The organism is Saccharopolyspora sp. NPDC002578 (assembly GCF_053592695.1).
The window spans coordinates 1-14,834 of record NZ_JBSFWJ010000105.1 but is presented as its reverse complement, the minus strand read 5'-3'; the positions used below and the strand labels follow the sequence as shown (position 1 = coordinate 14,834).

At 71.9% G+C, this 14,834-nt stretch carries 13 protein-coding genes; 7 read left to right on the top strand and 6 right to left on the bottom strand.

Going from position 1 to position 14,834, the window contains the following annotated elements; genetic code table 11:
• Positions 1 to 194: 194 nt before the first annotated feature.
• Positions 195 to 2,237 (bottom strand): MGH1-like glycoside hydrolase domain-containing protein, encoded by a 2,043-nt coding sequence (locus ACWD38_RS28440; RefSeq protein ID WP_450125284.1) that lies wholly within the window; start codon positions 2,235 to 2,237, stop codon positions 195 to 197.
• A 355-nt stretch (positions 2,238 to 2,592) separates the two neighbouring features.
• Between ACWD38_RS28440 and ACWD38_RS28435 the strand changes: the two genes are divergently transcribed.
• Complete coding sequence (locus ACWD38_RS28435; RefSeq protein WP_450125283.1) at positions 2,593 to 3,483, top strand: MBL fold metallo-hydrolase; 891 nt, start codon at positions 2,593 to 2,595, stop codon at positions 3,481 to 3,483.
• A gap of 53 nt (positions 3,484 to 3,536) precedes the next feature.
• Here ACWD38_RS28435 and ACWD38_RS28430 read toward each other — a convergent pair whose 3' ends face one another.
• Positions 3,537 to 4,808, bottom strand: coding sequence for a uracil-xanthine permease family protein (locus ACWD38_RS28430; RefSeq protein WP_450125282.1), 1,272 nt, complete (start codon positions 4,806 to 4,808; stop codon positions 3,537 to 3,539).
• Positions 4,805 to 5,899 carry an aryl-sulfate sulfotransferase gene (locus tag ACWD38_RS28425; RefSeq protein ID WP_184478713.1) on the bottom strand — a complete coding sequence of 365 codons (1,095 nt, stop codon included), beginning with the start codon at positions 5,897 to 5,899 and terminating at the stop codon, positions 4,805 to 4,807. The genes ACWD38_RS28430 and ACWD38_RS28425 overlap by 4 nt, the downstream gene beginning before the upstream one ends.
• A gap of 107 nt (positions 5,900 to 6,006) precedes the next feature.
• Here ACWD38_RS28425 and ACWD38_RS28420 point away from each other — a divergent pair, with 107 nt between their 5' ends.
• Positions 6,007 to 6,555: a helix-turn-helix domain-containing protein gene (locus ACWD38_RS28420; RefSeq protein ID WP_184485086.1), complete on the top strand. Its 549-nt coding sequence runs from the start codon at positions 6,007 to 6,009 to the stop codon at positions 6,553 to 6,555.
• A gap of 208 nt (positions 6,556 to 6,763) precedes the next feature.
• Here the strand turns inward: ACWD38_RS28420 and ACWD38_RS28415 are convergent, their stop codons facing one another.
• A complete protein-coding gene (locus ACWD38_RS28415; protein ID WP_184478714.1) occupies positions 6,764 to 7,318 on the bottom strand; it encodes a TetR/AcrR family transcriptional regulator C-terminal domain-containing protein in 555 nt (184 codons plus the stop codon).
• 103 nt (positions 7,319 to 7,421) lie between these two features.
• Here ACWD38_RS28415 and bioB point away from each other — a divergent pair, with 103 nt between their 5' ends.
• The 5 genes from bioB to ACWD38_RS28390 all read left to right on the top strand — a co-directional run bounded on the left by bioB (position 7,422) and on the right by ACWD38_RS28390 (position 12,540).
• On the top strand, positions 7,422 to 8,480 hold the full coding sequence (bioB, locus tag ACWD38_RS28410) for a biotin synthase BioB (protein WP_450125281.1): 1,059 nt from the start codon (positions 7,422 to 7,424) through the stop codon (positions 8,478 to 8,480).
• 4 nt (positions 8,481 to 8,484) lie between these two features.
• The gene (locus tag ACWD38_RS28405; RefSeq protein ID WP_184478716.1) at positions 8,485 to 9,744 is read left to right on the top strand and encodes an adenosylmethionine--8-amino-7-oxononanoate transaminase; all 1,260 of its coding nucleotides are present in this window, start codon (positions 8,485 to 8,487) and stop codon (positions 9,742 to 9,744) included.
• Positions 9,741 to 10,880 (top strand): 8-amino-7-oxononanoate synthase, encoded by a 1,140-nt coding sequence (locus tag ACWD38_RS28400; RefSeq protein WP_450125280.1) that lies wholly within the window; start codon positions 9,741 to 9,743, stop codon positions 10,878 to 10,880. The genes ACWD38_RS28405 and ACWD38_RS28400 overlap by 4 nt, the downstream gene beginning before the upstream one ends.
• Positions 10,877 to 11,539: a dethiobiotin synthase gene (bioD, locus tag ACWD38_RS28395; protein ID WP_450125279.1), complete on the top strand. Its 663-nt coding sequence runs from the start codon at positions 10,877 to 10,879 to the stop codon at positions 11,537 to 11,539. Before ACWD38_RS28400 ends, bioD begins: the two co-directional genes overlap by 4 nt.
• A gap of 338 nt (positions 11,540 to 11,877) precedes the next feature.
• On the top strand, positions 11,878 to 12,540 hold the full coding sequence (locus tag ACWD38_RS28390; protein ID WP_184478719.1) for a GntR family transcriptional regulator: 663 nt from the start codon (positions 11,878 to 11,880) through the stop codon (positions 12,538 to 12,540).
• Positions 12,541 to 12,738: 198 nt separating this feature from the next.
• Here the strand turns inward: ACWD38_RS28390 and ACWD38_RS28385 are convergent, their stop codons facing one another.
• Positions 12,739 to 13,902 (bottom strand): NAD(P)/FAD-dependent oxidoreductase, encoded by a 1,164-nt coding sequence (locus tag ACWD38_RS28385; RefSeq protein WP_184478720.1) that lies wholly within the window; start codon positions 13,900 to 13,902, stop codon positions 12,739 to 12,741.
• Positions 13,903 to 14,235 (bottom strand): bifunctional 3-phenylpropionate/cinnamic acid dioxygenase ferredoxin subunit, encoded by a 333-nt coding sequence (locus ACWD38_RS28380; protein ID WP_184478721.1) that lies wholly within the window; start codon positions 14,233 to 14,235, stop codon positions 13,903 to 13,905.
• Positions 14,236 to 14,834 lie beyond the last annotated feature (599 nt).

Sequence of the window (14,834 nt, the reverse complement as noted above, 5' to 3'; positions counted from 1 at the left end):
TGTGTGGGGGTGTGTGGGTTGGACTGACAGCGACTTCGCCGCTGACAGGACAACGACCAAAGAAGAGCTTCCCGTTGCTCGGTGTTCGTGCGTGGTCGCTGCTCGGCTAGTTCGTCATCGAGGGAACCGGCCAAGAGCTCCTTGCCGGGCAACGGAATCAGTGCCCTGGTCCCGGCGGTGGTGCAGTGCGTCGGTCATCTCGCTGGGCGCCAGGACTGGAGCGCGGTGATGCCGACGGCGCCGCCGTCCTCGCGCAGCGGCGTGACGCGCAGGGCGTCGGTGCGCACCGGCTGGTCCAGGACCACCCGGCTCGGTTCGCCGGGCCGGGGTGGGCTCGTCGGCAGGTCCACCCACTCGTCGTCCCGGCGGTACTGGAGCCGGTACGAGTCCGGAGTGCGCACGCCGTTCCCGTCGTCGTAGAAGGAGATCCGCACGTCCGAGACGTCGATCGGCTCGGCCGAGTCGATCTGCAGGTGGTCGGTCCGGTTCGGGCTGCCGTGGTTCGTCCACCGGGTGCCGGGCACGTCCAGGTGGAAGTCCTGGCCGTCGATCGCTTCCCACGCATCGTCGGACTCCCCGGCGTAGGAGGCGGTCGCCTCGGGGAAACCGGTTCCGTCCGCGTTGACCAGGTCGTCGACCAGGCGCGGCGGTTCGCTCGCAGAGCCGGTCACGGGAACTGTCACCGGGCTCAGGTCCGCCTGCCGGTGGACTTCGACGCCGTCCAGCGAGATCCGCAGTCCCGCGCCCTGCCCGTAGTGCGTGCCGTCGCGATCCCACGACGCGCTCAGGTCGTGGCCGCGGTAGGGCACCTCCTCGACCGCGAAGTGGTCCCACCCGGTAGGCGCGAGCGGGGCGATCCGAACGGTGTCGTCCTGCTGCGGCCGAATGCCGAGCAGGCCGGAGAGCACGAGGTCGGTGAACGTCGAGTGGTTGTAGTCCTCGCTGTGGCCGGGCGAGTCGTAGAGCCAGCGGTCCTCGTCGGGGTGGTGCGCCTCGGCCACGTAGGGGTGGCCGTCCTTGCGCTGCGTCGAGGCGTAGCCGCGCAGCAGGTCGTAGTAGTCCTGCCGGTCGACGAAGGGCTGGTCCGGGCGGTCCTGGAGCTGGTTCGCCAGCGCGGTCAGGGTCTGGGAGGTGGCGTAGGGCCAGCTCGGGCCGGACCAGCGGCAGCAGCCCCGCTCGGCTTCGTGCAGGTACCAGGGGCTGCGGCGTTCCACCGTCGTCGGGCCGTGCGGCGCGGCGAAGCCCTGCGGGTCGGTGAGCCGGGACCACGCCGCATCGGCCTCCGGCGGCGCCATGCCGAAGTACCAGGGGACGAAGCCGATCTGCTCGCGGTCGGCGATCGGCTCCCGCGCCGGATTCCCGTCGCGCATGACGTGCTTGTAGAAGTCGCCGTCCCGCAAGCGATACTCCACATTGGACTGAAGCTCGGCCGCTCGGGACTCGAAGTCCGCGGCGCCGTCGAGGTCGCCGGTGCGGCGCAGCAGGCTCGCGATCGCCTTGGCATCGCCGTACTGGTACGCGTTGATCGTCGGCCGGAACCCCTCGCCGCCGTGGTACGGGTCGTCGCTCTGGTACGAGCTCGCGGTGTACTCCATTGCGTCCCACACCGGGGTCTGCCAGTAGAGGCCGAGTTCCGGGTCGAACTGCGGATCCCAGCCCTCCCACTGCTCGACGAGCTCCGGCAGCAGCGCGGTCGCGCGGTCCCAGCGCCCGTCGACCGACGCGCGGGCGACGACCGCGTCGGCCACCCAGAACGAGTACTGATGAGCCCAATCGGTCGTGTTCGGGTTCAGCTCCTCGGTGGGCGGTTTCGGCCCGGAACCGCTCCCGGTCAGCCAGTAGTCGAGGTAGTCGTCCAGGTAGCGGGTGTCGCGCAGCCAGCGGCCCTCGTAGAGGTGGTGGCCCGCCGCGGCCGAGATCCCGCCGCCGGGCGCGGAGTAGCCGACCGGCCCCAGGAACTCCGAGACGATCCAGCCGTCCTCGGGGCCGGTGTACTTCAACGCCTCCTTGAAGGTCCGCCAGCGGTAGTAGTAGGTGTCCTCGATCTCGGCGTCGGGCAGGTCCACGAACGGGATGTTCGCCCGATACCAGGCGGGATCGACGAAGCCGTCGAGCTTCGCGTCGCGGTCGATCAGCCGCGCTCCGGTTCCGGTGTCCGGTGGCGCGGCGGCGGCCGGGAGCACCCCGGCCAGCAGTGCGACGGCGGTGGCGGCGGTGAGCAACGAGCGGCGGACCATCAGCACTCCCGACGTCGGACGCGGTGCCTCGGCGCACCCGCTGCTCTGTATAGCCCGCGCGGAGGGCCGTGCCCGAGACGCGGCGAGTTCTCGCCGCGGATCCGACGAACCGGCTCCGGCGGGCGGCCGGTGCGCGGCTGAGCCGAACGGGCCGAATCCGGCGCGTCCCAGGTCGATCGGAGGGGGCGGGGCCCGGCGGGTCGTTACGGTGGGGTCGACCTCGTGCCGTGGTCGGCCGGGAGCACGAGGCGCGTCGCGCCGGAGGGACCTGCCGGTGCTGCCGTGGTCGTCCGGCACCCGGACGCGCCGCCGTCGACCTCGACCGCAGTCCCACCTCGATCGCATCGGAGACGCCATGACCCGTCCCGCAGCCGAGCGCGCCGATTCGGACGACCACCCCGCCCGCCGGGTTCCCGGCCGGTGGCGGGCCACCCTCGGCGAGCTCACCTTGACCCACCTCCCCGACGCGGGCCTGCACATGATCCCGTCGAAGGTGTACCCGGCCACCGGTGAGCACGACTGGCGCGACGAACGGGAGCACCGGACCGGGGACGGCCTGCTGACCATGGGCTGCGGTGCGCTGCTCGTGGAGCGCGGCTCGACGCGGCTGCTCATCGACGCCGGACACGGGCGCATCCCCGCCGACGAGGTGCCGGAGTTCGCCGACCGCTTCGAGCACGTCGGATTCCTGCCCGGCGAGCTGGCGGAACTCGGGGTGGACCCGGCCGACGTCGACTTCGTGGCGTTCACCCACCTCCACCCCGACCACACCGGCTGGGCCAGGCCGGACGCCACCGACGACGGCCGCGGGCTGTTCCCGTCCGCGCGTTGGCTGGTGGGCCGCGGCGAGTGGGCGGAGGCCGGACCCGGCGCCGATCCGGCCCTCGCCGGTGGCGCGGACCGCGTGGTCGCCGTCGACGACGGAGCGGAAGTGGTGCCGGGAGTCCGCGCGTGGGCGCTGCCCGGCCACACACCGGGCCACACCGGGTGGGTGCTCGACACCGGTGACGGCCGCGAGGTCGTGGCCTTCGGCGACGCGCTGCACTCGCCCGCCCAGGTCCGCCACCTCGACTGGGAGGTCTTGTTCGACGCCGACCGCTCCGCGGCGGAGCGCTCCCGGCGGCGGCTGGTCGAACGCCTCGGCGGCGAAGGCACCCTCGGTTTCGGCATGCACTTCGCCGGCCAGCAACTCGGTCGCGTCGAGCACGGCGAGTGGAGTCCGCACGAGACGGACGCCTTCGGCTGATCACGCCCGGACCGGCACGTCCGCAGTATCAGCCCACAGTGGACTAGAGGTGATCACTCGGCCGATCGTGCGGAGAACAAGAGGTTGCCGAGGACGCCGACGAGCGCCGCCATGGTCACGCCGCTGCCGAGGATGAGGCCCAGCGACGGCGGCAGCTGCTGGTACAGGTCCGGTGCGACGACGGGCAGCAGCCCGGCGACCAGCGCGGCCGTGGCGACCATCAGGTTGCCGTCCTGGCCGAAGTCGACCTCGCGCAGCATCTTCACGCCCAGCCCGGTGATCATGCCGAACACGACCAGCCCGGTCCCGCAGACCACGGCGGAGGGCACGGCGCCGATCAGCCGGGCCACCGGCGCGAAGAAGGCGAGCACGGCCAGCAGCACGGCCGTGCCGAGCGTGACGTAGCGGCTGCGCACCCGCGTGATGCGCACGATGCCGACGTTCTCGCCGCTGGTCACCATCACCGGACCGCCGAACACGCCGCTGAGGAGCGAGGCGACGGCGTCGCCGCGGATCGTGCCGCCGATGTGGCGCTTGCGGTCGACGGGGGTGCCCACGGCTTCCACGTTGAGCACCGTCTGGCCCGTCGCCTCGGCCATCGCGCCGATCGCGAACAGCAGCATCGGCACGGTCGCCAGCAGGTCGAAGTGCGGCACGCCGAACGGGAACGGCTGCGGCAACGCGAAGACCGGGCCACCGGTGATCTCGCCGAGCTGACCCGTCGCGAGCCCCAGCAGCATGCCGCCCGCCATGCCCAGCAGCACCGCGACCCGGCGCCAGCCGCCGCGCAGGACGCGGAACAGCACCACCGTCAGCACGATCGTCGCCGCCATCAGCCCCAGCGACGAGGGCTCCGCCGCGCCCTCCGGCCCGACCACCAGCTGAGCGGTGATGCGCAGCAGGTTCACGCCGATCACGATGACCATGACGCCGAGCACGAGCGGCGGGAAGAACCGCACGATCCGCAGGAACACGGGTGCGAGCGCGAAGCAGGCGAGCCCGGTGAGCACCACGGCGCCGCTCGCGGTGCGCGCGTCGGTGCGCTGCGCGATCTGGATGAACAGCACCACGGCGGCGCCACCGGGCAGCATCACGAACGGCAACCGCGCGCCCACCCGCAGGAAACCCGTCGACTGGAAGGCCGTGCCGATCGCCGAGACCAGGAAGAACGCCGCGAGCAACCGCGCGGAGGAATCCGCGTCGAGGTCCAGCGCGTGCGCGACCAGGAACACCGACGAGATCGGCCCGGTGATCATCACCAGCAGGTGCTGCACGGCCAGCGGTGCGAGCGCCTTGAGCGGCACCGCCTCGCTTTCGGGGCTCACCGCAGCCATGGCAGTTCCGCCGCCGAGTACCGGTAGGCCCGGAACAGCGCGTTCGACTCGCTCGGGAACACCCGCGCCGCTTCGGGTTCGTGGTAGCGCGAGAACTGCGGCACGACGAACTCCCAGCACACCCGGCCTTCCGGGGTGATCTCGAAGATCCGGCCGAAGGCCGACTCGGTGATCATCGTGTTGCCGTTGCCCAGCCGCTGCGCGCTGCCCATGAACGGCGTGAAGAACGACTCGCGGGTGGAGTCGTGGTACTCCCAGGTGATCTCCGAGGTCGTGCGGTCGACCTCGATGACCCGGGAGAACGTCACGCTCTCCCGGGAGCGGAAGGTGCCGTTGTCGAACAGCAGCAGCTTGCCGTCGTCCAGCTCGGACACGCAGTGCTGCTGGGCGATCACGTCGGAACCCAAGCGCCACAGCACGTTCCCGGTCGCGCGTTCGATCACGATCACCGCGGAGACGCTGCGCAGGCTCGCGACGATGTTGCCGTCGGCGAGCTCCGAGACGCTGTTGACCAGCGGCCAGTGCTCCCGCCAGTAGTGCGCCTGCAGCGGGTAGTCCTCGGGCGGCAGGTGCTCGATCGCCCGCCACTCCCACAGCAGCTCGCCGTCCGGGCCGACCTCCCGGAGCACGTCGGCGTAGAGCACGCCGTCGGCCTCGGTGTCCGGCACGCCGCCGGGCACGAGCGCGGGATCCACGGGTTCGGCGGCGGCGTAGAGGATCCGCCCGTCGCCGAGGTGGTTCGCGTCGTGGTGCGCCCACGGGTCGCGGTGCTCGCGCAGGATCGTCCCGTCCGGTGCGACCTCGCACATGGCTCCGCCGCGGTACTTGTGCCACATGTCGAACGGCGCGGGCACTCCGGGCAGGGCGCCGTTGTAGGCGAGATTGCCGTTGGGCAGGATGCGGGCATGACGTCCCGGCCGGTACGGCAGCTCCCAGCGGTGCGCCTCGGCGCCTTCGGCGTCCACGAGGTGCACGACACCCGGGCTGGTCAGCGGCGCGTAGAGCGTGTAGCCGCCGAAACCGAGCTCCGGTTCGGCGCCGATCAAGCCGGTGCCGCGCCGGCGCAACGTGTTCTGGTCCATCGCTCGTCCTCGCTGTCAAAGATTTGTGTTCATCAAATATTTGACACCCGGTGCGCGGGGTCGGGAAAGGCCTTCTCACGTTGTGGGCGCAGGAGGTGAGCGCGCCGATGCTGGGACGGGTGATCCGGGCGCGGCGCAAGGAGCTCGGCCGCACCCTGGCCGAGATCGCCGGGATCAGCGGATTGTCCGCGCCGTTCCTGAGCCAGATCGAGAACGACCGCGCCAACCCGAGCATGGCCTCGCTGCAACGGCTCGCCGACGCGCTGGGCACCACCGCCGTGCGGCTGCTCGCCGGTGCCGAACAGGCCGGACGCGTCGACATCGTGCGCGCCGGCGAGCGCGCACCGATGGCCGCCACCGACGACGAGGACGGCACCGTGCGCGCGCTCGTGCGCGGCCGTCGCCAGCTGCACGCGCTGGAGTTCAGCGGCGGTCGCCACGGCGACCGCGAATTCGTGCACCGCAACGACGAACTGCTCTACGTCGTGCGCGGCGCGGCCCGCGTGATCGCCGGCGAAGCGGAGCACGACCTCGCCGAAGGCGACGCCCTCTACTGCTCCGGCGGCATCCGGCACAGCTGGCAACTGCTCACCCCGGACGCGAAGGTTCTGCTCGTCGCGGTAGCAGAGGACGCCAGGATCACCCTCGACGACTGAAGCGCTCTTCGCTCGGTTTGCTTTGTGATCGGGTGGCGGAACCTCAGGCTGCGGGATCTTTTTCCCGAGTGGCTCCGCCACGAGGGAAAAGCCGTCCTCGCGAGAAGACGACTGAGAACCCGCTGCGGTGCCGGTTGCTCTGGTGGTCACTGCTCAGCGGCTTCGCCGCTGACAAGATGCTGACAAGGCGTTGAACAGGGGTTTCGAGTCAGGGGTGGGTTCTGGCTCGGAGGCCGTCGAGGACGAGTTCGAGGCTTCGGTCGAAGTCGTCGGGGCCGCCGGGGTCGCGGTCGATCGCGCCGGCGCTCGCGGCCTGCAGCGCGGTCTGCTCCTCGGTCGCGTGTCCGAACACGAGGTGCAGGAAGGTGCGGGTGGCCAGGTCCACCAGGTCCGGGGGCAGGCCGCCGTCGTGCAGCGCGTCGCGGAGCCGATCCGCGGTGTCGTCCCGGCCGAGGCCGAAGGTGTGCGCGGTGGCGACGACCTCGGCGCCGTCGCGGTAGGCGAGCATCGCGTCGCGCAACTGCCCGCAGAGCTCGACGACGCGCCCGTCCCACTCCGTGGCCCGGTGCGGTCGGCGGCCGCGGCGCAGGATCTCGTCGGCGATCGCGGCGAGCAGCGTCTGCTTGTTCGGCACGTGGTGGTAGAGCGCGCTGGGCTGCACGCCGAGCTCCGATGCGAGCCGCCGCATCGTAAGCGATTCCAGCCCGTACTCGTCGAGCACCGCGAGGGCGCGATCGACGATGTCGGCGCGGTGGTAGCGCACGCGAATCCTTCCCGTTGACCGATCCGTCCTCCCAGTTTAACCTGAACGCTGTTCACCTGAACGCCGTTCAGGTCGCAGCGTCAGCCGACCCCGGGGAGAAGCGATGACCACCACCTTCGACCAGCTCGCCGACGACGTCCTCGCCGGGAGCCCGGTGACCACCGACGACGCGCTCGCCGTGCTGCGGGCCACCGACGACGAGCTGATGTACGTGGTGGCCGCCGCCGGTCGGCTGCGCCGCGCGCATTTCGGCAACGCGGTGAAGGTGAACTACCTGGTGGACCTCAAATCGGGGCTGTGCCAGGAGAACTGCGGCTACTGCTCGCAGGCCGTCGGCTCCGCCGCCCCGATCCTCAAGTACTCGTGGCTGTCCCAGGACGCCGCGCTGGAACAGGCCGGTGCCGGGCTCAACGGCGGCGCGAGCCGGGTGTGCATGGTCGCCTCCGGCCGCGGACCGTCCACCCGGGACATCGACAAGGTCGCGGAGATGGCCGGCGCGCTCAAGCAGCGGCACCCCGACGTCGAGATCTGCGCCTGCCTGGGGCTGCTCCAGGACGACCAGGCGGAACGCCTCAAGGCCGCCGGGGTCGACGCCTACAACCACAACATCAACACCGCCGAGAGCCACCACCACACCATCGTTCAGACCCACACCTACGCGGACCGGGTGGACACCGTCGGCAAGGCCAAGGCCGCGGGGCTGTCGCCGTGCTCCGGGCTGATCGCCGGGCTGGGGGAGTCCGACGAGCAGCTGGTCGAGGCGCTGTTCGCGCTGCGGGAGCTGGGCTCGGACTCGATCCCGGTGAACTTCCTGCTGCCGTTCGACGGCACCCCGTTCGAGAACACCTGGGAGCTCACCCCGGCGCGGTGCCTGCTGATCCTGGCGATGGCGCGCTTCGTCTGCCCGGACAAGGAGATCCGGATCGCCGGTGGCCGCGAGGTGCACCTGCGGTCGTTGCAGTCGATCGCGCTGCACGTGGCCAACTCGATCTTCCTCGGCGACTACCTGACCTCGGAAGGCCAAGCCGCCGAAGCGGACCTGGAGATGATCCGGGACGGCGGCTTCGTCGTGCTCGGCTCCGAACAGGACCTCGCCCAGCGGGCCGAGGGCCCGGTGATCCGCCGCCGCGGCGCCGGAACCGACCTGCTGCCCAACGCCTGAGCCGATGACTCCCGACGAGCAGCTCGCGTTCGACCGCGAGCACCTGTGGCACCCGTACACCTCGATGACCGACCCGGCGCCGACCCGGCTGGTCACCGGCGCCCGCGGCAGCCGGATCAGCATCGACGGCGTCGGGGAGGTCGTGGACGGGATGGCGTCCTGGTGGTCGGCGATCCACGGCTACCGGCATCCCGCGCTGGACGCGGCGGTGCGCGACCAGGTCGAGCGGATGTCGCACGTCATGTTCGGCGGGCTCACCCACGAACCCGCCGTCGAACTGGCCCGCCGGCTGGTCGACCTCACGCCCGACGGGCTCGACCGCGTCTTCCTCGCCGACTCCGGATCGGTGAGCGTCGAAGTGGCGATGAAGATGGCGCTGCAGTACCAGCGCGGTACCGGGCGGCCGGGCAGGACCAGGTTCCTCACCGTCCGCGGCGGCTACCACGGCGACACGTTCGACTGCATGAGCGTGTGCGATCCCGACGGCGGGATGCACGCGATGTGGTCGGGCGTGCTGCCGGAGCAGGTGTTCGGCGCACGACCACCGCGCCACGACGCCGACGTCGACGACTGGGCCGAGGGGTTCCGCGCGCTCGCGGCCGAGCACGCCGACCGGCTCGCCGGGCTGATCGTGGAGCCGCTGCTGCAGGGAGCGGGCGGGATGCGGCCCTATTCCGCGCGGTGCCTGGCGGTCTTCCGCGAGGTCGCCGACGAGCACGGCCTGGTGCTCGTCTTCGACGAGATCGCGACCGGCTTCGGCCGCACCGGCACCCTGTTCGCCGCTGAGGCCGGCCCGGTGCGGCCGGACGTGCTGTGCGTCGGCAAGGCGCTCACCGGCGGCTACCTGTCGCTGGCCGCCACGCTGTGCACGGCGGAGGTGGCGCGCGGGCTGTCCGCCTCGGAGTCCGGAGTGCTCATGCACGGCCCCACGTTCATGGGCAACCCGCTGGCCTGCGCGGTCGCCACGGCCAGCCTGGACCTGCTGGCGGGCGGCGGCTGGGCGGCCGACGTGCGCCGGATCAACGCGGGTCTGCAGGCGCTGCACGGGATTCCGGCCGCCGACGTGCGGGTGCTCGGCGCGGTCGGCGTCGTCCAGCTCGACCACGAGGTCGACGCGGCGGCGGCGACCGACGCGGCGCTGGCGCACGGCGTGTGGCTGCGGCCGTTCCGCGACCTGATCTACACCATGCCGCCGTACGCGTGCACCGACGAGGACATCGCCGCCGTGTGCGGCGGGATCGCGGCTGCGGCGGAGGCGGGATGAGCGGCTGGGACGACTGGTTCGCCGCGCAGCGCTCCGCGCGCGAGCACGCCGGTGTGCAGCGCGTGCTGCGGCCGCGACCCGCGACCGAAGCGGTGATCGACCTCGCTGGCAACGACTACCTGGGCCTCGGCGCGCATCCCGGAGTGCGGCGGGCCGCGGCCGACGCCGCCCTCGAATGGGGCGCGGGCGCCGGGGCGTCCCGGCTGGTCACCGGCACCACCGAGCTGCACGCCGAGCTGGAGCGCGAACTCGCCGAGTTCACCGGTCGCGAGGCCGCGCTGGTGTTCTCCACCGGGTACCACGCGAACCTGTCCGCGGTGACCGCGTTGGCCGACAAGCACTCGCTGGTCGTCTCGGACGCGCACGCGCACGCCTCGCTGATCGACGCCGCGCGGCTGTCCCGCGCCGCGATCGAGGTCGTCCCGCACAACGACGTGGCGGCGGTGCGGGCCGCGCTGGCGAGCGCGGGGGACCGGCGCGCGATCGTGCTCACCGAGTCGATCTTCTCGGTGCTCGGCGACGCCGCCCCGCTGCCGGAGCTGGCCGCGGTGTGCGCCGAGCACGACGCGCTGCTGCTCGTCGACGAAGCCCACGGGCTCGGCGTCGTCGGAGCCGGCGGCCGGGGATCGGTGCACGCCCACGGCCTGGCGCGGCACCCGCAGGTGGTGGTCACCGCGACGCTGTCGAAGTCGTTCGGCGCGATGGGCGGCGCGGTGCTGGGCTCGGCGGCGCTGATCGACCACCTCACCAATCGCGCCCGCCCGTTCATCTTCGACACCGGGCTCGCGCCCGCTCCCACCGCCGGTGCGCTGGACGCGCTGCGCCGGTTGCGGGGGCGGCCGGAGCTGCCCGGCGCGATCCACCGGCGCGGCGGCGAGCTCGCCGATCGGCTCGGCGTGCCGCGCTCGGCGGGAGCGGTGCTCTCGGTGCCGATGCCGTCCCCGCGGGTCGCCGTCGCCGCCCAGGCCGCGGCACTGGCGGCGGGTGTCCGGGTCGGCTGCTTCCGCCCGCCCTCGGTGCCGGACGGCGTCTCCCGGCTCCGGATCACCGCCAGAGCCGGGATCGGCGAGGACCGCTGGGCCACCGCCGTCGCCGTGCTGTCCCGCGTCGTCGACGACCACCGGGAGGGATCGTGATCGTCTTCGTGGTCGGCACCGACACCGGTGTCGGCAAGACCGTGGCCACCGCGGCGCTCGCGGCCCGATCCGGGCCGGGGACGGTCGTGGTGAAACCGGCGCAGACCGGGGTCGGCCCCGACGAACCGGACATCGCCGTGGTGCGGCGGCTGGCGGGGTGCGAGGTCGTCGAGTTCACCCGGCTCGCCGAACCGCTCGCCCCGGACACGGCGGCCCGGCTGCGCGGCGCGGCGATCCCGGCCGTCGACGAGCACGCGGCCGGAATCCGAGACCTGGCCCGGACTCGCGGCACCGTGATCGTCGAGGGAGCCGGCGGAGTCCTGGTCCGCCTCGACGCGGCGGGCGGCACGATCCGGGACCTCGCGGCCGACCTGGCCGCCGACCACCCGGTGCGGGTGCGGGTCGTGACGAGGCTCGGCCTCGGCACCCTCAACCACACCGAGCTGACCGTCGGCGCGCTGCGCTCGCGCGGACTGGAACCGGAGGGGCTGGTGCTCGGCTCGGTCCCGGCGGAGCTCGGACTCGCGGAGCGCTGCAACCGAACGGAGCTGCCCCGCGTCACCGGAGTCCCGGTCATCGGCGCGATCCCCGAGGGCGCGGGAGCGCTCGCCCCGGAGCTCTTCCGCGAACGCGCCGGTTCGTGGTCGACGATCAGCTGAGCGCCGGACCGGGAAATGCTCTAGCGACGTGGTCTCGGAGCGGAATGCCCACGACGCGCGGAGGAATCGGGAACCTGGCGGATCGAAAGCGGCCGGACCGGAGCGGCGGCGAATTCCTCCACCCGGCGCGGCAAGGAACGGACCAGCGGTTCCGCTCCGCGCACGACCGCGGCGGTCCCCGATCGCAGCGTTCCGGCGACGTCGGCGAGACCGGCCGAACCGGTGACGCGGGCCACCGAGACGAGGCGTCGGTGGAGCTCCAACAGATACACTGCTGATATGTCAAGTCATCTCGGCACCTTCGGAAGCTGCTGCCCGTCGACGACGCCGAGGACGGGATGGGCGCTGTGACCAGCGAGGAACCGGTGTACACCTCGATGGCCGACAAGGCGTACGCGGCCATCCGGGACCGACTGATCATGCTCGACATCCCGCCGATGACGGCGATCGACGACGTGGCCCTCGCCGGATCGCTGGACATCGGCCGGACCCCGGTGCGCGAGGCGCTGAAGCGGCTGGAGATCGACCGGCTCGTGGTGTCCTACCCGCGGCGGGGCACCTTCGCCACGGCCGTCGACATCACCGACCTCGCCTACATCTCGGAATTGCGGGTGCAGCTGGAGCCGTTGGCGGCGCGGCGAGCCGCCGAATCCGCGGACGCCGCGAAGCTGGGAGAGGTCGCGGAGCTGGCCGACGCCCTGGACCGGGTCGACGTGCGCTCGCTCAGCCGGGACGAGTTGATGCGCTGGGACCTGCACGTGCACCGCGCCATCTACAGCGCGGCCGGGAATCCGCACCTGGAGGACACCCTGGTGCGCTACGACAACCTGGCGACTCGGATCTTCTGCCTGTTCCTGGACCGGATGGTGAACTTCGACAGCCACGTCGGTGAGCACACCGCGCTGCTGCGGGCGATCGGCGCGCGCGACGTCGGCGAGTCCGAGCGGCTCGCCCGCGAGCACGTGCTGGGTTTCGAGAAGGCGATCCGGGCGGTGGTCTGACACCGCCGCAACGACCGCGATCGGCGAGCGGGAACGAGACCTGGGCCGCGTTCCCGTCCGAGCCCATGTCGCAGCGCCGGAGAGCACGGGTGATGTCGTCCGACGGCGTGCCGGCTCGTGCAGGACTCCGACCGGGTCCGCGCGGAGCTCGGTGCGGACGGCGGTGCTGCCTGGGGAGCGCGTCGCGTCGGTGAGCGGTCAGAGTCTGCCCGCGAGGCGCCGGCGCCATCGGCCGAACGCGCGGGGGCGGTCGATGCCGAGCACTCCGACCGGAGCGCCCGCGCCGTCGACGTAGAGCGCGAGGAAGTCGCCGGAGTCGAGATCTCCTTCTTCCACTTGGATCGTGCAGTCCGCAGTGCGGTGTCCCGCGAACTGGATCTGGTGGCCGTACTGGTCGGACCAGAAGTAGGGGACCGCGTGGTGGGCGGGCGCGGCGTGCTCCCGGCCCAGCAGTGCCGCGACGGCCGCCGCGGGTTGCTGCAGCGCGTTCGTCCAGTGCTCCAGCCGCATGGATTCCGCGGTGTAGGCCCGGTGCGAGTTGGCGCAGTCGCCGACGGCCGCGACGCCGGGGACCTCGGTCAGGCCTCGTTCGTCGGTGAGAACGCCGTTGTGCAACGGGATTCCCGAGTCCGCCAGCCACTCGACGTTCGGTTGGGCGCCGATGCCGACCACCACCACGTCGGCGGGCAGTTCGCGCCCGTCTTCGAGCCGGACGGCCGTCACGCGGAACTCGCCGATCAGCTCGGCCAGACCGGCCCGCAAGTGCATCCGGACGCCGTTGCGGGCGTGCAGCCGGCCGCACACCGAGCCCATGTCGGTGCCGAGCGCTCGTTGCAGGGGAGCGGCCGCCGCTTCGACGATGTCCACTTCGCAGCCGAGGCCGACCGCGGTCGAGGCGATCTCGGCTCCGATGAACCCGGCTCCGATGACGATCAGCCGCGCGCCGGGCACGAGTTCCTTGCGCAGTGCGCGGGCATCGTCGAGCGTGCGCAGGGTGTGCACGCCTTCGGGCACCGAGTCCGGCAGGGTGCGCGCCCGCGCTCCGGTGGCCAGCACGACGCCGTCGGTGGTGATGCGCTCCCCGTCGTCGAGCAGGACCGCGCGCTCACCGGTGTCGAGGGCTTCGGCGGTGCGGCCCAGCCGCCACTCGACGCCCAGTCCGGAGTCATCCGGCTCGGTCAGGCCGATGTCGTCCTCGGAGGAGGTGCCCGCCAGGAATTCCTTGGACAGCGGCGGGCGGTCGTAGGGCGCGTGCTCCTCGTCGCCGATCACGACGATCCGCCCGTCGAAGCCCTGCTCCCGCAAGGAGCGGGCGGTCGTCAGGCCGGCCAGCGACGCCCCGACGATCGTGATGTCCCGCAATCAACTCACCCCTTCCACTGCCGCGTCGACCGACGTCGACTCGAGGACGTAGACCAGGCCGTCGTCGACGGACACCTGGTGGGTGCGGACGGGCTTCTTCGCCGGAGGTCCGCTGGGACGGCCCGTGCGCAGGTCGAAACAGGCGGCGTGCAAGGGACATTCGACCGCGCAGCCCTCCAGCCAGCCGTCGGACAGCGACGCGTCCTGGTGCGTGCAGGTGTCGTCGATCGCGAACAGTTCACCGTCCACGTTGAACACCGCGATGGGTGCCTCGCCCTGGACGCGGGCCGACTCCCCGGGAGGGAGGTCGGCGAGCTCACCTACGAAGATCATGTTGCCTCCTGTTGCAGATGGCGGAACCCGTAGTGCAATTCGCAACAGACAGAATGCGGCTCGCCCCCTTGGTCGTCAACGATGGAATTTCGGCCGCCGGCCCGCCCGTGAGGTTGCGTCCTGCGCAACGCCTTCCGGTGCCGGTGACCGCTGGTCCGCTCGCGGGATCGCGCTCGGCCGGATGCTCTCGATGGAGCGTCGCCGCGCGGCCCGCCCGCGTTACCGGTGCGAGTATCCGCTTGCGGCACAGCGGATTCCGGCTCCGGCGGACCCCGGATCGACCCCCCGATCGGGGGCGTTGACCAGTACCGGCCCCTGTCTTATCGTGCACAGATATATCAACCGTCGACCCCGCGATCAGGGTGCCGAAGCCGCTGATCTCCTGTACTTGAGCTTGCCGTTGCAGGTGAACGGCATTTCGTCGTTGTCTTGTCAGCGGCGGAGCCGCTGAGCAGTGACCGGCTTGAGCAAGAAGACCACCGGCGGGTTCTCAGCTGCTTCCTCGCGAGGACGGCTTTTTCCCTCGTGGCGGAGCCACTCGGGGAAAAGATCCCGCAGCGAGGAAGCAGCTGAGGTTCCGCCACCCCCACCGCTACGCA

Excerpts from the sequence above, each read along its gene's own strand:
- ACWD38_RS28440 (WP_450125284.1), bottom strand. The coding sequence starts at position 2,237 with ATGGTCCGCCGCTCGTTGCTCACCGCCGCCACCGCCGTCGCACTGCTG.
- ACWD38_RS28435 (WP_450125283.1), top strand. The coding sequence starts at position 2,593 with ATGACCCGTCCCGCAGCCGAGCGCGCCGATTCGGACGACCACCCCGCC.
- ACWD38_RS28425 (WP_184478713.1), bottom strand. The coding sequence starts at position 5,899 with ATGGACCAGAACACGTTGCGCCGGCGCGGCACCGGCTTGATCGGCGCC.
- ACWD38_RS28420 (WP_184485086.1), top strand. The coding sequence starts at position 6,007 with ATGCTGGGACGGGTGATCCGGGCGCGGCGCAAGGAGCTCGGCCGCACC.
- bioB (WP_450125281.1), top strand. The coding sequence starts at position 7,422 with ATGACCACCACCTTCGACCAGCTCGCCGACGACGTCCTCGCCGGGAGC.
- ACWD38_RS28405 (WP_184478716.1), top strand. The coding sequence starts at position 8,485 with ATGACTCCCGACGAGCAGCTCGCGTTCGACCGCGAGCACCTGTGGCAC.
- ACWD38_RS28400 (WP_450125280.1), top strand. The coding sequence starts at position 9,741 with ATGAGCGGCTGGGACGACTGGTTCGCCGCGCAGCGCTCCGCGCGCGAG.
- ACWD38_RS28390 (WP_184478719.1), top strand. The coding sequence starts at position 11,878 with ATGGGCGCTGTGACCAGCGAGGAACCGGTGTACACCTCGATGGCCGAC.
- ACWD38_RS28380 (WP_184478721.1), bottom strand. The coding sequence starts at position 14,235 with ATGATCTTCGTAGGTGAGCTCGCCGACCTCCCTCCCGGGGAGTCGGCC.